Origin of the sequence: Microbacterium sp. OVT16B, assembly GCF_019969705.1 — a bacterium.
Classification (GTDB): domain Bacteria; phylum Actinomycetota; class Actinomycetes; order Actinomycetales; family Microbacteriaceae; genus Microbacterium; species Microbacterium natoriense.
The window spans coordinates 434694-454185 of record NZ_JAHXZA010000001.1 but is presented as its reverse complement, the minus strand read 5'-3'; the positions used below and the strand labels follow the sequence as shown (position 1 = coordinate 454185).

The 19492-nt window shown below is 69.3% G+C and carries 14 protein-coding genes; 3 read left to right on the top strand and 11 right to left on the bottom strand.

Annotated elements, in window-relative coordinates:
• Positions 1–60 precede the first annotated feature (60 nt).
• Positions 61–1482 (top strand): M28 family peptidase, encoded by a 1422-nt coding sequence (locus LC438_RS02150; RefSeq protein WP_223585696.1) that lies wholly within the window; start codon positions 61–63, stop codon positions 1480–1482.
• Positions 1479–2504, top strand: coding sequence for a S9 family peptidase (locus LC438_RS02145; protein ID WP_223585695.1), 1026 nt, complete (start codon positions 1479–1481; stop codon positions 2502–2504). Before LC438_RS02150 ends, LC438_RS02145 begins: the two co-directional genes overlap by 4 nt.
• A 121-nt stretch (positions 2505–2625) precedes the next feature.
• Here LC438_RS02145 and LC438_RS02140 read toward each other — a convergent pair whose 3' ends face one another.
• From LC438_RS02140 to LC438_RS02105, 8 genes are all read right to left on the bottom strand, one after another.
• Complete coding sequence (locus LC438_RS02140; protein ID WP_223585694.1) at positions 2626–4839, bottom strand: ATP-dependent Clp protease ATP-binding subunit; 2214 nt, start codon at positions 4837–4839, stop codon at positions 2626–2628.
• A gap of 434 nt (positions 4840–5273) precedes the next feature.
• Entirely contained in the window at positions 5274–6668 is a 1395-nt protein-coding gene (gene allB, locus LC438_RS02135; RefSeq protein ID WP_223585693.1) for an allantoinase AllB, read from the bottom strand.
• Between the two features lie 60 nt (positions 6669–6728).
• Positions 6729–7454, bottom strand: a complete 726-nt coding sequence (locus LC438_RS02130; RefSeq protein ID WP_223585692.1) for an aspartate/glutamate racemase family protein — start codon at positions 7452–7454, stop codon at positions 6729–6731.
• A gap of 16 nt (positions 7455–7470) precedes the next feature.
• Entirely contained in the window at positions 7471–9003 is a 1533-nt protein-coding gene (locus LC438_RS02125; protein ID WP_223585691.1) for an NCS1 family nucleobase:cation symporter-1, read from the bottom strand.
• Between the two features lie 129 nt (positions 9004–9132).
• Positions 9133–10248: a glycerate kinase gene (locus LC438_RS02120; protein WP_223585690.1), complete on the bottom strand. Its 1116-nt coding sequence runs from the start codon at positions 10246–10248 to the stop codon at positions 9133–9135.
• A 9-nt stretch (positions 10249–10257) separates the two neighbouring features.
• Complete coding sequence (gene gcl, locus LC438_RS02115; RefSeq protein ID WP_223585689.1) at positions 10258–12045, bottom strand: glyoxylate carboligase; 1788 nt, start codon at positions 12043–12045, stop codon at positions 10258–10260.
• A gap of 32 nt (positions 12046–12077) precedes the next feature.
• Positions 12078–12956, bottom strand: a complete 879-nt coding sequence (locus tag LC438_RS02110; protein ID WP_105676257.1) for a 2-hydroxy-3-oxopropionate reductase — start codon at positions 12954–12956, stop codon at positions 12078–12080.
• 25 nt (positions 12957–12981) lie between these two features.
• Complete coding sequence (locus LC438_RS02105) at positions 12982–13767, bottom strand: hydroxypyruvate isomerase family protein (protein ID WP_223585688.1); 786 nt, start codon at positions 13765–13767, stop codon at positions 12982–12984.
• A 230-nt stretch (positions 13768–13997) separates the two neighbouring features.
• Between LC438_RS02105 and LC438_RS02100 the strand changes: the two genes are divergently transcribed.
• A complete protein-coding gene (locus tag LC438_RS02100) occupies positions 13998–15398 on the top strand; it encodes an MFS transporter (RefSeq protein ID WP_105676254.1) in 1401 nt (466 codons plus the stop codon).
• Between the two features lie 456 nt (positions 15399–15854).
• On the opposite strand, the gene LC438_RS02095 is transcribed toward LC438_RS02100, so the two are convergent.
• Genes LC438_RS02095 through LC438_RS02085 form a run of 3 tightly spaced genes read right to left on the bottom strand, consistent with a single transcriptional unit; the run spans position 15855 to position 19356 of the window.
• Positions 15855–16682, bottom strand: a complete 828-nt coding sequence (locus tag LC438_RS02095; RefSeq protein WP_105676252.1) for a bifunctional allantoicase/(S)-ureidoglycine aminohydrolase — start codon at positions 16680–16682, stop codon at positions 15855–15857.
• The gene (locus LC438_RS02090; RefSeq protein ID WP_223585687.1) at positions 16679–17950 is read right to left on the bottom strand and encodes an aldolase/citrate lyase family protein; all 1272 of its coding nucleotides are present in this window, start codon (positions 17948–17950) and stop codon (positions 16679–16681) included. Before LC438_RS02090 ends, LC438_RS02095 begins: the two co-directional genes overlap by 4 nt.
• Before the next feature lie 5 nt (positions 17951–17955).
• A complete protein-coding gene (locus LC438_RS02085) occupies positions 17956–19356 on the bottom strand; it encodes an NAD-dependent malic enzyme (RefSeq protein ID WP_105676251.1) in 1401 nt (466 codons plus the stop codon).
• Between the last annotated feature and the right edge of the window lie 136 nt (positions 19357–19492).

Sequence of the window (19492 nt, the reverse complement as noted above, 5' to 3'; positions counted from 1 at the left end):
AGAAGTGAAGGATTCAGCATGACTGTTCCCGTATCGCGTCGTTCTCCCTAGCCTCACCTCATGGGTATGAGCGAAGAGTCGATCATGGCGAGCATCGAGGATCTCGTCGCGATGGCACCGCGCGCCACCGGGACCTCGGGCGGCGAGTCCGCTGCCGCGTACGTCTCGGAGCGCTTCACGGGGGCGGGTCTCGAGACGCAGGTGATGGAGGTGCCCTCGTTCTCGTGGAGGGCCGACGCCTGCAGCATCCGCGTGGGCGACGAGGATCTGGCCTGCTCGCCGATCCTGCACTCCGGACTCGCCGCGCACGACTGGACCGGTACGGCCGAGCACCGCATCGACGCCCGCGTGGTCGACATCGGCGCCGACCGGGTGCGGCGCCACGACGTGCGCGGGGCGATCGTGCTGTTCGACCTCACGTTCGACATGACGGTGGCGCACTCGCTGCCGCTGACCATGTACCTGCACGACCCCGGCCGTCGGGTGATGCGCCGCGAGGTGCTCGGCAGCCGCAATCCCTACGTCACGTCCCTCGCCCGCACGATCACCGACGCGGCCGCGGAGGGCGCCGTGGGCGTGATCGGGGTGCTGCGCGACTACCCTGACTCCCGCAATTACCACAATGAGTACTACCGGCGGACGCTGTTCACGCTCCCCGGCGCCTGGGTCACGCGCGCCGAGGGGGCGCGGCTGCGGCGGCTCCTCGCCGTGCACCCCGCGGCACGGCTCACCCTCGACATCACCCGAGAGGAGGTCGTGTCGCGCACCGTGATCGGCGTCCTCCCCGGACACACGTCGGACGCCGTGATGATCCAGTCGCACCACGACTCGATCGGCCCCGGCGCGGTCGAAGACGCCTCGGGCACCGCCGAGGTCATCGCGCTCGCCGAGCACTACGGCGCCGCCGCGGCATCCGGAGTCGTGCGTGAGAAGACGCTGCTGTTCGTCACCTTCGACACGCACTTCACCGGGTATCAGGCGCACCGCGAGTTCGCCCGGCGGTACGTCCTGTCGCCGGACTCCCCGTGGAACATCGTGCTCAACGCCACGATCGAGCACATCGGGCTGCGCGCCGTCGAGGGCCGCGACGGCGGCTTCGAGAGCACGGGCGAGACCGAGCCGCGCGGTATCTTCGTGAACGTGAACCCGGCCTTCACGTGGCGGATCGCCCGCAGCCTCCGGCGCCATCGCCTGCACGGCACGAGCCTCATGGGCGCGGGGATGCTGGAGTTCTTCGCCGGCGGAATCCCCACCGACGCCTCGTTCACGTTCGTCTCGGGGGTGCCGACGATCAGCCTCATCTCCGGCCCCCTCTACCTCTACGACGACGCCGACACGATCGAGCGCATCGACCGCGGGCAGCTGGTGCCGGTCGCCCGCTTCTTCGCCGACCTCGTCGACGACGCCGACAGGCGGAACGGACGGATGCTGGGCACCATGCCCGCGGCGCTGCGGCGGAGGCTGCCGCGGGGGCGCTGGTGATCCCTGGTCGCGTCGTCGCCTTCCCCGCCGCGGGGATCGACGGCTCGGTGCAGGAGCAGACCGGGCTGCTACACGTTCCAGACGGGCCTGCGCCCGCCGGAGGCCGACCCGTCGTCGTCTACGGGCACATGACGACGGGCGGCTCGCCGCGGTCGGCGCCGAGCATCGGAAGCCCCGAGCATCCGGAGTGGCGGCGGATGTCGCAGGGAGACGCCCTGTGCCGGATGCTCGTCGCGCGGGGCATCGCCGTGCTGCGTCCCGACTACGAGGGCATCGGCGGACCCGGCATCCATCCGTACCTGATCGGCGCGTCCCTGGCGGAGTCGATGCACGCGATGGTGCGGGCGCGCGCGTCGTTCGACGCCGACCTCGGTGACGCGTGGGTGGCGGCCGGTCACTCCGAGGGCGCCGTGGCCGCGCTGCACGCCTCGGTCGCGCCCGTCGCGGGAGCGCGGCTGGTCGGCACGGCGGCGTTCGCCCCCGTCACCCGGATGGACCTCAGCATCGGCCTGTCCCGCAGGATCGGCGCGCGCTTCGCGGGCTCGGGGGTGGTGTCGGCGCTGATCGCCCTGATGCTCCGCGGCGCCGCGACGACGGACGAGCGGATGCAGGGGCTGATCGCCTCCGACGGCCTCAGCCCTCGCGCCGCAGAGCTCTGGCCCGACCTCGACGAGCTGTGCCTGACGGAGCTCGCGGCCCGGACGTCATGGGGAGGCATCGCCCCCGGCCGCATCGGAGGACGCGAGGGAGACGAGCTGTTCGCACGTCTCGCCGCGAGCTTCCGTGCGAACGAGGTCGCGTCGCTCACGAGGCTGCGCGCGCCGGTGCGGATCGACGCCGCGCGATTCGACGAGGTCGCCCCCGCGCCCCTGACCGCGCGCCTGCTGCGCCGGTACCGCGCGACGGGCGTGGCGCTGACCTCCGCGTGGTGGCCGACCCACCACTCCGGCACGATGCATCCGCAGCACGCCCCCTCGCAGGCCGCCGCCTGGATCGCCGACCGCTTCGCCCCCGGTCGTTGAGCGAGCGCAGCGAGACGAAACGCCCCCGCCGCACAAAGGTGAGGTGCCAGAGAGTGCCGCCACGGGCATCCCCGCAGCGGCATTCTCTGACCCCTCACCCGCGTGAGCCCGCGAGTGGCACTCAGTCGTCGAGGAGCTCGGCCTCGATCACGTCGTCGTCGGATGCCGGGGCGCCAGGGGCCGGCGGCTCCGGGGTCTCGGCGGTGAGCACGAGGCCCGACCCGTCGGCGGCGATGTCGACCCGCACCGTGTCACCGTCGTGCACATTGCCCGACAGCAGCGCGGTCGCCAGCCTGTTCTGCACCTCGCTCTGGATGAGGCGACGAAGCGGACGCGCACCGAACACCGGGTCGTAGCCCCGCTCGGCGAGCCAGGTCCGCGCATCCGGGGTGACCGCGAGCGTGAGACGGCGATCGTGCAGACGATTCTGCAGCGCGTCGACCGTGAGCTCGACGATCTGGGCGAGGTCGTCTTCGCTCAGCGCCGAGAACATCACGATGTCGTCGAGCCTGTTCAGGAACTCCGGACGGAACGCCTGACGCACGAGCGCCATGACCTGCTCGCGCTTGTCGTCGGGCGACAGCGTCGGGTCGATGAGGATCGGCGAGCCGAGGTTCGAGGTCAGGATCAGGATGACGTTCGAGAAGTCGACCGTGCGACCCTGGCCGTCGGTGAGACGCCCGTCGTCGAGCACCTGCAGCAGCACGTCGAACACCTCGGGGTGCGCCTTCTCGACCTCGTCGAGCAGGATCACGCTGTACGGGCGACGCCGCACGGCCTCGGTGAGCTGACCGCCCTGCTCGTAGCCGACGTAGCCGGGAGGTGCGCCGACGAGCCGCGAGACGGAGTGCTTCTCCCCGTACTCCGACATGTCGATACGCACCATGGCGTGCTCGTCGTCGAAGAGGAAGTCCGCGAGGGCCTTCGCCAGCTCGGTTTTGCCGACACCGGTCGGACCGAGGAACAGGAACGAGCCGGTCGGGCGACCGGGGTCGCTGATGCCCGCGCGGGAGCGGCGCACGGCATCCGACACGGCCTTCACGGCATCCTTCTGCCCGATCAGGCGCTTGCCCAGCTCGGACTCCAGGTGCAGGAGACGCTCGCTCTCGCCCTGCATGAGGCGGCCGACGGGGATGCCGGTCCACGCGGCGATCACGGCGGCGATGTCTTCGTCGGTGACCTGCTCGTTGACCATGCGGGGCTCGGTCGAGGTCGTGGCCTCGGCCTGCTCGGCCTCCGCGATGTCGCGTTCGAGGCGCTTGATCGTCTCGTACTCGAGCTTCGACGCCTTCGTGTAGTCGGCGTTGCGCATCGCGAGGTCGCGCTGCGTGATGGCGTCGTCGAGCTGCTTCTTCAGCTCGCCCACGCGGTTCAGCCCCTGCCGCTCGCGCGCCCACCGCTCCTCGAGTCCTGCGAGCTGCTTCTCCATGCCGACGAGTTGCTCGCGCAGGGCGCTCAGGCGCTCCTTCGATGCGGCGTCCTTCTCGCGCTTGAGGGCGAGCTCTTCGAGCTTCATGCGGTCGACCTGGCGCTTGAGCTGGTCGATCTCGACCGGCGAGGAGTCGATCTCCATCTTGAGGCGCGACATCGATTCGTCGATCAGGTCGATGGCCTTGTCCGGCAGCTGTCGCGCGGGCAGATAGCGGTTCGACAGCGCCGCGGCGGCGACCAGGGCGCTGTCGGAGATCGTGACGCCGTGGTGCGCCTCGTAGCGGCCCTTGAGCCCGCGGAGGATCGCGATCGTGTCCTCGACGGTCGGCTCGCCCACGTACACCTGCTGGAAGCGGCGTTCGAGCGCGGCATCCTTCTCGATGAACTCGCGGTACTCGTTGAGCGTGGTCGCGCCGATCAGACGCAGCTCGCCGCGGGCGAGCATCGGCTTGAGCATGTTGGATGCCGCGACCGATCCCTCACCGCCGCCGGCGCCCATGAGCACGTGCAGCTCGTCGATGAAGGTGATGACGCGCCCGTCGGACTCGGTGATCTCCTTGAGGACGCTCTTCAGACGCTCTTCGAACTGGCCGCGGTACATGGCTCCGGCCACGAGGGCGGAGATGTCGAGCGAGACCAGCTCCTTGTCCTTGAGCGACTCGGCGACGTCGCCCGCGACGATGCGCTGGGCGAGCCCCTCGACCACGGCGGTCTTGCCGACGCCGGGCTCGCCGATCAGCACCGGGTTGTTCTTGGTGCGGCGGGTGAGCACCTGGCTGACACGGCGGATCTCGTTGTCACGGCCGATCACGGGGTCGAGCTTGCCCTGGCGGGCGCGGTCGGTGAGGTTGATCCCGAACTGCTCGAGTGCGGACTGCTGGTCTTCGGTCTGAGGGGTGGTCATTCGTCCTCCTGGGGAGTCTCCTTCTGGTGGATCCGTTCTGGATCAAAGTTGAGTGGTGTTGGCTCAACTTTACTCCTCTCCCCTCCCTCCCGTCAACGCCCGCAGCATCCCTCCGCCGGGACGCCCACACTCTCCCCGGTTCTCCATCCCTCCCTTCCTTTCGGACGATCGCAGGATTTTCGGACGCTCGCGTCGGAATCATCCGAATTCCGCGCATCCGTCCGAATTTCGGATGCCGCCACCTTCTTCGGACGCACGCGTCTGAATCATCCGAATTCCCCGCAACCGTCCGAATTTCGGATGCCGGCACGCAACTCCAGACGCAGATACGCAGAGCAGGGGCGCCGTCCCGCGAGATACCCGCACACAGAGCAGCCGCACACGAAGAGGGGCGGGCCCGAGCGCAGTGCCCGGACCCGCCCCGAAGAGCGCCGCTACTCGGTCATCCCGCGACGAAGCAGACGACCGCGCGGGGTCTCGAAGTCGATGACCTCGCCGTGCAGCCAGGTCTTGCGCACGACGCCCGCGAGGGCCTTGCCGTGGTACGGCGTGAGCGGGTTCTTGTGGTGCAGCTTCTTCACGTCGACGACGTACGCGTCATCCGCCGCGAAGATCGAGAAGTCGGCGTCGTAGCCGGGGGCGATGCGCCCCTTGCCCGTGAGCCCGGCGAACTGCGCAGGGCGCTCGCTCATCCACGCGACGACCGTCTCGAGCGAGAGGCCGCGCTGACGGGCCTCGGTCCAGATCAGCGAGAGGCCGAGCTGCAGCGACGCGACGCCGCCCCAGGCCACGGCGAAGTCGCCGTTCTCGAGGTCCTTGAGGTCGAGGGTCGACGGCGAGTGGTCCGACACGATGAAGTCGATCGTGCCGTCCTCCAGGCCCTGCCACAGCTGCTCGCGGTTGCCCGCCTCGCGGATCGGCGGGCAGCACTTGAACTGCGTGGCGCCGTGCGGGATCTCCTCGGCCGTGAGCGTGAGGTAGTGCGGGCAGGTCTCGACCGTGAGTTTGAGTCCGTCGTTCTTGGCGGAGCGCAGCATGGGCAGCGCATCCGACGACGACAGGTGCAGGATGTGCGCGCGTCCACCCGTCCAGCGCGCACGCTCGATGACCTCGGCGATCGCGAGGTTCTCGGCGCCGCGGGGGCGCGACGCGAGGAACTTCGCGTAGTCGTCGCCCTCGGGCTGCGGGGCGCGGTCGATCGCGCGGGAGTCCTCGGCGTGCACGATCATGACCGAGTCGAACGTCGCGAGTTCCCGCATATCCTTCTCGAGCTCGTCGGCGTCCAGCGGCGGGAACTCGTCCACACCGGAGTGCAGCAGGAAGCTCTTGAATCCGAAGACCCCGGCGTCGTGCAGCGGACGGAGGTCGGCGGTGTTGCCGGGCACGGCGCCACCCCAGAAGCCCACGTCGACGTGGGTCTGCCCCTTCGCGGCCTCGCGCTTGATGTTCAGCGCCTCGACGCTGATGGTCGGCGGGATGCTGTTCAGCGGCATGTCGACGATGGTCGTGACCCCGCCGGCGGCGGCGGCGCGCGTGGCGGAGGCGAAGCCCTCCCACTCGGTCCTGCCGGGCTCGTTCACGTGCACGTGGGTGTCGACGAGGCCGGGGATGAGTGTCTCATCGTCGGCGAGCTCGATGATCTCGGCGCCGTCGAGGTTGTTCCCCAGGGGCTGCATCGCGACGATCACGCCGTGGCGGATGCCGACCTCACGAGGACGGACGCCCGCCGAGGTGAGCACCCGCTGCCCGCGGATCACCAGGTCGTAGTGCTCCCCCGTCGGGTCGAGCGACACCGCTCCGGCATCCTGGTGCTCGTTCTCCTGCGACATGTCGCTTCCCTTCTGCCGGCTGCGGTGCCGACGATGTCCGTTGTATCGATTGTGCGCGCTTCAACGCGCGGAGGGTCCGAAGCCGGTGATGCGCTTGGGGCGCGGCGGCGCGTACGTGCGCACCTTCGAGGTCGTGAGGCCGAGACGCACGAGCCCCTCGGCCACGGCCACCGCGGCCTGCACGCCGTCGACGACGGGCACGCCGCACAGATCGACGACGCGGTCCTTGAGCTCGGCCATGCCGCCGCAGCCGAGCACGATCACCTCGGCACGGTCGATCTCGACCGCCTTCTGCGCCTCGGCGGCGATGGCCTCGATCGCGCGCTCGGGGTCGGACTCGAGCTCGAGCACGCCGAGACCGGAGGACCGGACGGAGGCGCAGCGGTCGTGGAGCCCCGCGAGGATCAGACGGTCCTCGATGAGCGGCACCGCACGGTCGAGCGTCGTGACGACGGAGTACGAGCGCCCGAGGTACATGGCGGTGGATGCCGCGGCCTCGGTGATGTCGACGACCGGGACCGTGAGCAGCTCCTGGAGCCCCTCGCGCCCGTGCTCGCCGTAGCCCGCCTGGATGACCGCGTCGTACTCGCCGTCGTACCGGACGATCTTGTCCATCACGGCGATCGCGGCGAGGTAGCTCTCGAAGTTGCCCTCGCAGGATTCGGCGCCGAAGTCGGGGGTGAGTCCGATGATCTCGGTGCCGGGGGATGCGACCGCTCTCGCGGCCTCGGCGATGCCGTCGGTCATCGTCTGGGTGGTGTTCACGTTCGCGACGAGGATGCGCATGATCGTTCTCCCTGGGTCAGTGGGTCGGGGTGACGGCGATGTCGCCCGCGTCGACGTCGTGGAACGGGCCGCGACGGTCGGCGATCACACCGTAGACGATGGCCGCGAGCCCCGCGGCGAAGAACCAGGAGAACTCGCGCACCGACTCGAAGACCGGGAGGAAGGTGAGCAGCAGCGAGATGCCGCCGGCCACCACGAGGGCGATGATCGCGCGGGGGTTGAATCCGCGGGAGTACGCGTACTCCGACACCGGCGACGTCGAGTACAGCGCCGGCACGTTGATCTGCTGCTTCTTGATCAGCCAGTAGTCGACCATGATGATGCCGAACAGCGGGCCGAGCAGGGCGCCGAGGCCGCCGAGGAACACGTTGATGACGATCGGCGAGTTGTACAGGTTCCAGGGCGTGATGACGAGTCCGATCACCGCGGAGAGGATCGCCGCCTTGCGGAAGTTCAGGTGCTTGGGCAGCAGGTTCGTGAAGGCGTAGGTCGGGGCGACGAAGTTGGCCATGAGGTTGACGGCGACCGTGAGTGCGATCAGTGCGAGCGAGGCGAGCACGAGGAGGAACGTGTTCGGGATCGCGGCGACGACGTCGGCCGGGGAAGTGATGACGGTGCCGTCGATCTGGAAGGTGCCGCCGGCGAGGACGACGACGATCACGCCGAAGAACAGCATGTTGATCGGGATGCCCCAGAAGTTGCCCTTTATGATCGCCTTGCGCGACTTCGCACCGCGGGTGAAGTCGCAGAAGTTCAGCACGAAGGTGCCGTAGATCGAGACCCAGAGGGAGGCGGCGCCGAGCATCTTGAGCCACAGCTCCCCGCCCTCTGCGGTGCCGTGCGGGGCCCAGTTGATCTGGAAGCCGCTCTGCACGAGCACCCATACGGCGAGGACGACGAAGGTGGCGAGGATGATGGGGCCGGCCCAGGCCTCATACTTGCGGATCATCTCCATGCCGTAGCTGACGATGATGACCTGCACGATCCACAGCACGACGAAGGTGATCCAGCCGAGGGCCGAGAGCCCGAGGAAGGACCCCTCCTGGAGGGATGCCGCGCCGGGGGCGATCGCGAGGATGACGACCTGGAGCACCTGCGAGGCGAGGAAGGTCTGGATGCCGAACCACGCGATCGCGACGATGCCGCGGAGCAGGCCGGGGATCTGCGCGCCGTGGACGCCGAAGGCGATGCGGCTCATGACGGGGAACGGGACGCCCGTCTTCTCCCCCATGAACCCGGAGAGGGTGAGCAGCAGGAACAGGAACAGCGCTCCGAAGGCGAGTGCTCCGAGGATCGCGCCGCCGCTGAGGCCGAGGGCGAACAGGCCGATCGCGAACGCGTAGTTGCCGAGGCTGTGGACGTCGTTGGCCCACAGGGTGAAGATGCTGTACGCGCTCCAGTGGCGACCTTCGCGGGTCGTGGGCGCGAGGTCGGTGTTGTACAGACGGGGGCTGATGCCGGCCTGCACGGCGATGGTGATGGAGGGTGCCTCGTCGAGGCCCTCTGACGCTCTGCTCGGGATGTGGACGAACTCTTCGGTGGACATCATTGCCTTTCCTTGACCGCTCCGTCAGGTAAGAGATGTTGCAGGGTAATTCCGTAATATGGAATCTAGTTTTCAACTAAAGAAATTTCACCACACGCGGTGATGTCGTGTCAATGCTTTGGGATACCAGAATCAGAGGAGATCGCGAGCGATGAGGGCGCCGACCTCGACGAGCAGCGTCTTCGCGTTCGCGATGCTCGCGGCAGGGTCGGGTTCGAGCGCGCTCAGCGCGTGCACACGGTGGAATCCGGCATCCGTCGCCTCCTGCGCCGACAGCGTCGACCGCCCGCACACGGCCACGACGGGCACCCCCGCCGCACGCGCGGCAGCAGCCACCCCGAGGGGCGTCTTGCCGCCGAGGCTCTGATCGTCGAGACTGCCCTCGCCCGTGATCACGAGGTCGGCGCCGACGATGCGATCAGCGAGTCCGGTGAGCCGCTGCACGACGTCGATGCCGGGTTCGCGGCGCGCGCCGAGCACCGCCAGAGCCGCATACCCGACGCCCCCAGCGGCCCCGGCGCCGGGGGCGGATGCCGAGGGCCGCACCCCCGGCTGCTGCTCGAGGAGGGCGGCGAATCGTGCGAGGCCCGCCTCGAGGGCGGCGACGTCATCGGCGCTCGCCCCCTTCTGCGGTGCGAACACGGCAGCCGCCCCCCGCTCCCCGAGGAGCGGATTGTCGACGTCGCTCGCCAGCACGATCTCCGCCTCGGCGAGCCGCGGATCGAGCCCCGACACATCAGCAGAGACGAGCTCGACGAGCGCGGCGCCGCCGGCCCGCACCGGACGATCGTCCGTCCGGAGGGAGACGCCCAGCGCCTGCAGCATCCCGGCGCCGCCGTCGGTGTTCGCACTTCCGCCGACGCCGAGCACGATCGTCGTGCACCCGCGGTCGAGGGCCGCGGCGATCAGCTCGCCCGTGCCGCGGCTGGTCGCCGTCAGCGGGGCCTTCTCGCCGTTCGGCAGCAGGTCGAGCCCGCTCGCTGCCGCCATCTCGATGATCGCCTCGGAGCCCCGCACCGCGAACCCCGCGGTGACGGGCTGCCCGACGGGGCCCGTCACCGTCGCGGTCACGGGGTCGAACCCGCTCGCGATCGCCGCGTCGACCGTGCCCTCGCCGCCGTCGGCGACGGGAACCGCCTCGACGACGGCATCCGGGATCAGCGTCCGGATGCCGTCGGCGAGCGACGCCGCGACCTCGGCCCCGGTGGCGGAGCCCTTGAACTTGTCGGAGGCGATCAGGATGCGCATGGACCGGTCTCAGTCCAGCAGGGCGTAGACGGCCTCGGGTGCGTCGGCGGGCGACGTCGCGAGGTCCTCGAACTCGTTCATGGTGTCGAGGTCGGCGCCCATCGCGATGTTGGTGACGCGCTCGAGGATGACCTCGACGACCACCGGCACCTGGAACTCGTCCCGCAGGCGCTCGGCCTCGGCGAAGCCCGCGGCGAGGTCCTCAGGGCGCTCGACGCGGAGCGCCTTGCAGCCCAGTCCCTCGGCGACCTTGACGTGGTCGACGCCGTAGCCCGTGGCGATGCTGGAGGAGTCCTGCGGGGTGTTGATGTTGTCGAAGGCCAGCGAGACCTCGTAGTCCATCTCGAACGGACGCTGCGACTGGCGGATCAGACCGAGGTAGCTGTTGTTCACCACGACGTGGATGTACGGCAGCTTGTGCTGCGCGCCCACGGCGAGCTCCTCGATCATGAACTGGAAGTCGTAGTCGCCGCTCAGCGCGACGACGGGCTGCTCCGGCTTGCCGCGGACGACGCCCAGCGCTGCGGGCAGGGTCCAGCCGAGGGGTCCGGCCTGGCCGGCGTTGATCCACTGGCGGGGGCCGTAGACGTGCAGCAGCTGCGCGCCCGCGATCTGCGACAGGCCGATCGTGGTGACGTAGGTGGTGTCGTGGCCGAAGGCCGCGAGCATCTCCTGGTACACGCGGTGCGGCTTTATGGGCACGTCGTCGAAGTTCGTCTTGCGCTGCAGACGCGCCTTGCGATCGCGGCACTCCTGAGCCCAGCCGTTGTAGTCGGGCAGCTCGGCGACGCGGTCGCGCGCGGCCTCGAGCAGCGCGTCGATGAACGCACCGGCGTCGGACACCACCCCGTAGTCGGGCGCGAACACGCGGCCGATCTGGGTGGGCTCGATGTCGACGTGCACGAACGTGCGGCCCGTGCGGTACGTGTCGAGGCCGCCGGTGTGGCGGTTGGCCCAGCGGTTGCCGATGCCGAGCACGAAGTCGCTCTCGAGGAAGCTCGCGTTGCCGTAGCGCTGCGAGGTCTGGATGCCGACGAGGCCCCCGGCGAGCGGGTGGTCGTCGCCGATCGCACCCCAGCCCATCAGGGTCGGGAACACGGGCACGCCCAGGGTCTCGGCCAGCTCGACGAGCTTCGCGGAGGCGCCGGAGTTCACGATGCCGCCGCCCGCGATGATCGCGGGGTGCGTCGCCGCGATGAGCATGTCGAGCACCTTCTCGGCCTGCGCGCGGGTCGCGACGGGCTTCGCCACGGGCAGCGGCTCGTAGGTGTCGATGTCGAACTCGATCTCGGTCATCTGCACGTCGAACGGCAGATCGAGCAGAGCAGGACCGGGGCGACCGGAGCGCATGACCTGGAACGCGGTCTGGAAGGCGCCGGGGATCTGCCCCGCCTCGAGCACGGTCTTGGCGAACTTCGTCACCGGCTTCGCGATCGACGCGATGTCGACGGCCTGGAAGTCCTCCTTGTCGAGCTTCGCGACCGGAGCCTGTCCGGTGATGCAGAGCATCGGGATGCTGTCGGCGATCGCGGCGTACAGGCCGGTGATCATGTCGGTACCCGCGGGGCCCGATGTGCCGATGCAGATGCCGATGCGGCCGTCGCCGGTGCGGCTGTAGCCGTCGGCCATGTGCGATGCGCCTTCGACATGGCGGGCGAGGGTGTGACGGATGCCGCCGTTCTGGCGCATCGCCGAGTAGAGGGGGTTGATGGCGGCGCCTGGCAGGCCGAACGCCTCGGTGGCGCCCTCCTTCACGAGGATCTGGACGATGGCGTCAACTGCGCGCATGCGGGTCATGATGTCTCCTTGGGGAAAGTGATGGGGGTCGCTCAGTCGCGACCGGAGAGCTCTGCGGTGAGCTTGAAGAGGCCCGAGTGGTCGAGCCCGCCGTCGCCGCGGGCGACGAGGGCGTTCACGAGCTGTGCGACGGCGGCGCCGAGCGGGACGGTGACCCCGACGGAGCGCGCGGCTGCGGTGACGATGCCCAGGTCCTTGTTGTGGAGGGCGAGGCGGAATCCGGGGGCGAAGTCGCGGTTCAGCATCTTCTGCCCCTTCTGGTCGAGGACCTTGGAGCCGGCGAGGCCGCCGCCGAGGACCGTGAGGGCGGCATCCGTGTCGACGCCGAACGCCTCGAGGAACGTGACCGCCTCGGCGAGCGCCTGGATGTTGACGGCGACGATGAGCTGATTGGCCGCCTTGACGGTCTGACCGGCGCCGGCGGGGCCGACGTGCACGATGGTCTTGCCGATCGCGTTCAGCACGGGCTCGGCCTTCGCGAAGTCCTCAGGGGATCCGCCGACCATGATCGACAGCACGCCGTCGATCGCGCCCTGCTCGCCGCCGGAGACCGGGGCGTCGACGGCGCCGAAGCCGGCCGCGACGGCCTCCTCCGCCAGCGTCTTGGCGACATCGGGGCGGATGGAGGAGTTGTCGATCCACAGGGCGCCCGCCTTCGCGTTCGCGAAGACGCCGTCCTCGCCGCGCACGACGCCCTCGACGTCCGGGGAGTCGGGGACCATCGTGATGACGACGTCGGCGTCCTTCACGGCATCCGCGATGCTGGTCGCGCCCGTGCCTCCGGCCTCGACGAGCGTGTCGATGGCCTGCTGGCTGCGGTTGAATCCGGTCACGTCGTAGCCGGCCGAGACGAGGTTCTTGGCCATGGGGAGGCCCATGATGCCGAGGCCGATGATGGCGATGCTGGTCATGTCGTCGCTCCTTCGCGAGGGGGTGTCAGTTCTGGATCCAGGAGAAGGGGTCCGCCTGGGTGGCCTTGTACTCGAGTCCGATGGGTCCGGCGTAGCCGCCCGCCTGGGCGTCGGCGATCCACTGCGCGAGCGGCAGGTCGCCGGTGCCGGGCTCGCCGCGCCCGGGGGCGTCGGCGATCTGGATGTGACCGAACTCGGCGGCGTGGTCGGCGACGACCGCCGCGACGTCGTCGCCGTTGACGGCCAGGTGGTAGAAGTCGGCGAGCAGCTTGACGTTGTCGACGCCGTGCTCGTCCGCGACCCTGGCGATGATCGCCAGCGCATCGGCCGCGGTCTTCAGGGGGTAGGCGTCCATGCCCGAGACCGGCTCCAGCAGCACGATGCCGCCGATCTTCGCGACTGCGGCACCCGCGATCGCGAGGTTCTGCACGGCGAGGTCGTCCTGCGCCTGAGCGTCGGCGCCCTCGATGCGGTTGCCATAGAGGGCGTTGAAGGCCTTCGTGCCGAGCCGCTCGCCGATGGCGACGACCACCTCGACGTTGGCGCGGAACTCGTCCTCGCGGCCGATCCAGGAGACGAGGCCGCGATCGCCCGCCGGCATGTCGCCCGCGAAGAAGTTGAGGCCGGTGAGCTGCACGCCGGCATCCTGGATGGCCGCGACGAAGGCGTCGATTTCTTCCTGCGCGGGAACCGCGGAGGAGAACGGCCACCAGAACTCGACGGCGTCGAAACCGGCCGCCCTGACCGCAGCGGGGCGCTCGGTGATCGGCAGCTCGGTCAGCAGGATCGAGGCGTTGACGGTGTAGCTCATGAGATCATCCTTGATTCCGAATCGTGGAAGAAAAGTTCCTAGTAATGAAAAGACTACGCGCGAAGGCTCGACGTGTCAACGATTCGGAGCCTCAAGTGATATACCAACCTTTCCGCTATGTGGATATTGAATTCCCTCTTTCGAAAACTATCGCCGCGGGGATACAGTGACCGGGCGCCCCGTCTGGGAGCGTCCAGACTCAACTCGACGATGAGCAAGAGAGGTCTCACATGTCATCCACCGATCCTCGCGATCCCGCAGGGCCGCCCTCAGGGCGGAACGACCTGATCCCCCGCACCGGACTGATCGTCCCGAAGGCGAAGAAGGTCGGCCGCGTCCGCTGGGCCATCGGGTTCCTGCTGTTCTTCGCGGTGCTGATCAACTACATCGACCGCAGCTCGATGTCCATCGCGGAACACGACATGCGGATGGAGTTCGGCCTCACCGAGGGCCAGATCGGCATCATCCTGGGCAGCTTCGGCTGGTCGTACGCGCTCATGCAGATCCCGATGGGGATGCTGCTGGACAAGATCGGCATCAAGTGGGTCATGCGGGCGGCGACCGTGCTGTGGGCGGTCTCCTGCTTCCTCACCGCCATGATCAGCGGCATGGGGCTGCTCCTCATCGCCCGGCTGATCCTCGGCCTCGCCGAGGCGCCGATCTTCCCCGGCGCCATGAAGACCACCAGCTACTGGTTCCCTCGCAGCGAGCGCGGCATGGCCACCGTGATCTTCGACAGCGGCCAGCGCCTGTCCAACGTGATCGGCTTCCCGCTCGTCGGCGCCGCCGTCGCCCTGTTCGGCTGGCGCGGCGCGTTCATCACCATCGGCGTGCTCAGCCTCGTCTACTTCATCGTGTTCTTCGTCTTCTACCGCGACCCGAAGGAGATGAACCGCAAGGGCCGGCTGAGCGACGCCGAGCTGAACCACATCCTCGACGGCGGTGCGCAGCACGAAGACGCTCCGACGCCGAACCCGCTCGCCAACCTCGGATACATCCTGCGCCAGCGCAAGGTGTGGGGCATGTCCCTCGGCCTCGGCTGCGCCGGCTACGTGCAGTGGATGCTGCTCACCTGGCTGCCGGGCTTCCTGCAGTCGCAGATGCACATGGACGTCGCGAAGTCGGGCCTGTTCACCGCCGTCCCCTGGCTGTTCGCCGTCGTCGTGCAGTACCTGCTCCCCGGCTACCTGCTGGACCGCATGGTCCGCAACGGCAGGTCCAGCACCGCGGTCAGGCGGGTGTTCATCATCGGCGGGATGCTGCTCGCCACCACGATCGTCGGGACGGCGTTCACCACCGACCTCGTCTGGTCGCTCGTCTGGATCACCCTGGGGATCACGGGCATCACCATCACGTTCAGCGTGACGAACTCGCTCCCCGCCCTGATCGCCCCCGAGGGCGCGGTGGGCGCGACCGGCGCCGTCATGAACACGGTGAACAACCTCATCGGCACGACCGCTCCGATCGTCACCGGATTCATCGTGCAGTTCACCGGCAGCTTCGCCTGGGCGTTCATCGTCGCCGGCATCATGCTGGTCATCGGCATCGTGTTCTACACGGTGGTGCTCGGCCGGATCGAGCAGATCCCGACCGTCGAGGAGCGCGCCGCCGCCGCTGTCGCGAAGGCCTGACCCGTCGGATCAGTCGAGCCTGACCCGTCGGATCCGTCGAGGAGTGGGGCCCCGGGCCCCGCTCCTCTCACACGTTCGGCCCCGTCCATCGAGCAGTCCCCGGTCGTTGAGCGAGGACGCGCCGGCGACCGAGACGACACGCCTCACGGGGCGTACGACGTCAGCCGCGGCATCCGGGCCGACGCGCTCCGGCTCGTCGGTCTCCCGGCACGTCAACGCTCCGGTCACGGTCAACCTCCCCTCACGTCAACGCTCCGGGAGGAGAAAGCGCCCTCGGGCTGAGGATTCCGCGGGATTCCTCAGCCCGAGGGCGCTTTCTCCTCCCGACCGTGCGCCGTGTCCTCGGCGTCAGCCCGTGGTGCCGGGTGCCGTAGGGCCCTGGTCATGGAGAGGCCGGCGACGACGAAGGCGCCGTCCCGCAGCAGCGGGGCGGCGCCTTCAGGCTGACGGAAGACGTCAGGTCAGGGTGATCTGGCGGTTCATGTCCTTGTAGAGCAGGTACCGGAAGTCCTCGGGGCCTCCGGCGTAGCACGCCTGCGGGCAGAAGGCGCGCAGCAGCATGTAGTCCCCCGCCTCGCACTCGACCCAGTCGTCGTTCAGGCGGTAGACGGCCTTGCCCTGCAGCACGAACAGCCCGTGCTCCATCACATGCGTCTCCGCGAACGGGATCGACCCGCCCGGCTTGAAGGTGACGATGTTCACCTGCATGTCGTGCGCCATGTCGCTGGCGTCGGAGAAGCGCGTGGTGGCCCAGACGTCGTCGGTGTCGGGCATCGAGACCGGCGCGATGTCCTTGTCGCTGGTGATGAAGGATGCCGGGGCGTCGACGCCGTCGAGCCACTCGTAGGCCTTGCGGATCCAGTGGAAGCTGGTGATCTCGTCGCCCTCGTTCGCGAGCGACCACTTCGCCCCCGGTGCGAGGAACGCGTAGCCGCCCTCCTCCAGCACGTGGCGCTCCCCGTCGAGCGTGAGCGTGAGCCGTCCCGTGGTGACGAAGACGACGCCCTCGACACCGGCCTCCGGTTCGGGCTTCGCCGCCCCCCCGCCCGGAGCGATCTCGACGATCAGCTGCGAGAACGTGGTCGCCGAGCTCGGGGTCGGGCGGGCGATGATCCATGCGCGCGTGTTCGTGAAGCCGGGGAGGCTGCTGGTGACGATGTCGCGCAGCACGCCCTTCGGGATGAAGGTGTACGCGAGCTTCACGACCGCGCGGTCGGTGAGCAGATCGCTCTGCGGCGGGAGTCCGCCGGCGGGCGTGTAGTACGTGCGGGTGTCGGTGCTCATGAGTTGTCCTCCTCGGAGACGGCGAGCTTCGGGTGGGCGAGCCTGATCAGCTCGGAGGGCGTGGCGGCCGCGGCATCCCGCACCTCCGCCTCGGTGACGGCGCCGCACTCCAGTCCGCGCACGACGAAGCGCGCGAGGGCCCGAGCCGTCGCCGGCTCGTCCATGATGGCGGGGTCGCTGCCGTGCAGGTAGTTGTCGAGGCGCTTCGCCGCGGCGGCGAAGCCCTCGCGGTAGAACGCGTAGGTCGCGAGGTACCGGGTGGGCAGCTGCTCGGCGGCGAGATCCCAGCCCTGGTAGTAGCCGCGCTCCAGCGAACGCCGCACGAGGCGCGCGTGCAGCCTCCAGGCGTCGAGGGCGTTCTCGCCGATCGGGATCACGTTCGTCGACCCGTCGGAGAGCCGCACCCCCGTCTCGGCGACGGCGACCTGCATGACCTGTTTCGCGTAGTCGGCGGCCGGATGCTCCATCGACTGGTACGCCGCCGCGATCTGCAGCGAGGCGCTGTAGTCGTAGGTGCCGTAGTGCAGGGCCGACACGCGTCCGTTCGCACGGTGCAGCAGCGTGGCGACCGGCACGGACCCGTCGGCCGCGACGATCAGCTGCGGCGTCTCCATCTGCACCTCGAAGCGGAGGCGCCCTGCGGGCAGGCCGAGGCGCTCCTCGAACCTCTCGCACAGCGAGACCATGGCCTCGACCTGCGCGACCGTCGTCACCTTGGGCAGCGTGAGCACGAGCCCCGCGGGCAGCGGACCGAGACCGGCGAGGGTCGTCAGGAACAGATCGAGGGTGCGGATGCCGCGGCGCCGGGTCGGCGCCTCGAAGCACTTGAAGCGGATGCCGATGAACGGCGGAGCGACGCCGGCGGCCACGGCTGCCGCCACGCGCTCGGCGGCGAGCACGGCATCCGCGTCCTCCTCGGCATCCGGTCGGGCGCCGTAGCCGTCTTCGAAGTCGAGGCGGAGGTCTTCGATCGGCTCGGCGACGAGCTTCGCGTCGACCAGGGGGGCGAGCTCGGAGGCGAGGCGCCCGAGGCCGACCGCTTCGGCGAGCGCGACCGTCCCGCCGACCGCGGCGACGGCCGCAGCCGCCTTCGCTCCGTACGCCGCGGGGAGCTCCGGGGTGAACCGGTCCGCCGGCACGTACAGGGTGTGCACGGGCTGGCGGGTGCCGTCGTCTCCCGGATACTCGGTCGTCAGCAGCGCGTCGGTGCCTGCGAGCTGCGCGTCGATGTCGACGAGGTCGGCGTCACCCAGGGTTCCTGCTGCCACGGTGCTCACTCCTCGTTCGAGGCGGAGGACTCGACGACGCGGACGATCGCCTCGGCGACCGCGCCGGCCACCAGCGGATCGAACACGCTCGGGATGATGAAGCTCGCGTTGAGCTCGTCCTCGCCGACGCGGGAGGCGATGGCCTCGGCGGCTGCGACCAGCATAGGCGGCGTGATGTCGGACACGCCCGCGTCGAGCAGACCACGGAAGAAGCCGGGGAAGGCGAGCACGTTGTTGATCTGGTTCGGGAAGTCGCTGCGTCCGGTCGCGACCACGGCGGCGTGCTTGGACGCGACGATCGGGTCGACCTCGGGGGTCGGGTTGGCCATGGCGAACACGATCGCGTCGTCGGCCATCGCGGCGATGTCGTTCTCGTCGAGGACGTTCGGTGCGCTCACGCCGATGAAGACGTCGGCGCCGACCACGGCCTCCTTGAGCGTGCCCTGGAACCCGCGCGGGTTGGTCGTCGCGGCGATCTCGGTGCGGTGCGCGTCGGTGTACTCACCGCCGCCGTGGATCGCTCCGTCGCGGCCGGCGGCGACGATGTCGTGCGCGCCTTCGGCGAGGAGCAGCTGGATGATCGCGTTGCCGGCGGCGCCGACGCCGGAGACGACGATGCGGACCTCGCCGATCGTCTTGCCGACGACCTTGAGCGCGTTGCGCAGGGCGGCGAGGGTGACGATCGCTGTGCCGTGCTGGTCGTCGTGGAAGACCGGGATGTCGAGCTCTTCACGCAGACGGGCCTCGATCTCGAAGCAGCGGGGAGCCGCGATGTCCTCGAGGTTCACGCCGCCGTAGACGGGGGCGATGGCCTTGACGATCCGGATGATCTCCTCGGTGTCCTTGGTGTCGAGGCAGACGGGCCACGCGTCGACGTTCGCGAACTGCTTGAAGAGGGCGGCCTTGCCCTCCATGACCGGGAGCGCGGCCTCGGGGCCGATGTCGCCGAGGCCGAGGACGGCGGTGCCATCGGTCACGACGGCGATCGTGTTGCGCTTGACCGTGAGCTTGCGGGCCAGGCTCTTGTCCTCGGCGATGGCGAGGCAGACACGGGCGACGCCCGGCGTGTAGGCGCGGGAGAGGTCGTCGCGGTTGCGCAGCGGAACCCGCGGGTTGACCTCGAGCTTGCCGCCGAGGTGCATGAGGAACGTGCGGTCGCTGACGAGGCGCACGGTGACGCCCTCGAGGGCGTCGACGGCTGCGCGCACGCGGTCGGCGTGCTCCTCGCCCGTGGTGTTGCAGGTGAGGTCGACGACGATCGTGGTCGGGTGCGACTCCACGACGTCGAGGGCGGTGACGGCTGCGCCGGCCTCCGCGGCCGCCGCGGCGAGCTCGCTGGTGACGCTGAACTTGGACGGCGCGTCGATCCGCAGGGTGATCGAGTTTCCTGGTCCGGGATTCGCCATGTTTCCTCCTCGTCGAGGTGAGCCCGGCCGAGTCGCCGTGGCACACGAGATGCTTTTCTTCAGAAATCTTCAACGATTTTCGTATCGTGGAGTCTATTGTCTACTTTATGGAAGTTCGACGCAAGAGTCGAGGTAT

Coding starts and splice junctions, on each gene's coding strand:
- LC438_RS02150 (WP_223585696.1), top strand. CDS start 61: ATGGGTATGAGCGAAGAGTCGATCATGGCGAGCATCGAGGATCTCGTC.
- LC438_RS02140 (WP_223585694.1), bottom strand. CDS start 4,839: ATGACCACCCCTCAGACCGAAGACCAGCAGTCCGCACTCGAGCAGTTC.
- allB (WP_223585693.1), bottom strand. CDS start 6,668: ATGTCGCAGGAGAACGAGCACCAGGATGCCGGAGCGGTGTCGCTCGAC.
- LC438_RS02130 (WP_223585692.1), bottom strand. CDS start 7,454: ATGCGCATCCTCGTCGCGAACGTGAACACCACCCAGACGATGACCGAC.
- LC438_RS02125 (WP_223585691.1), bottom strand. CDS start 9,003: ATGATGTCCACCGAAGAGTTCGTCCACATCCCGAGCAGAGCGTCAGAG.
- LC438_RS02120 (WP_223585690.1), bottom strand. CDS start 10,248: ATGCGCATCCTGATCGCCTCCGACAAGTTCAAGGGCTCCGCCACCGGG.
- gcl (WP_223585689.1), bottom strand. CDS start 12,045: ATGACCCGCATGCGCGCAGTTGACGCCATCGTCCAGATCCTCGTGAAG.
- LC438_RS02110 (WP_105676257.1), bottom strand. CDS start 12,956: ATGACCAGCATCGCCATCATCGGCCTCGGCATCATGGGCCTCCCCATG.
- LC438_RS02105 (WP_223585688.1), bottom strand. CDS start 13,767: ATGAGCTACACCGTCAACGCCTCGATCCTGCTGACCGAGCTGCCGATC.
- LC438_RS02100 (WP_105676254.1), top strand. CDS start 13,998: ATGTCATCCACCGATCCTCGCGATCCCGCAGGGCCGCCCTCAGGGCGG.
- LC438_RS02095 (WP_105676252.1), bottom strand. CDS start 16,682: ATGAGCACCGACACCCGCACGTACTACACGCCCGCCGGCGGACTCCCG.
- LC438_RS02085 (WP_105676251.1), bottom strand. CDS start 19,356: ATGGCGAATCCCGGACCAGGAAACTCGATCACCCTGCGGATCGACGCG.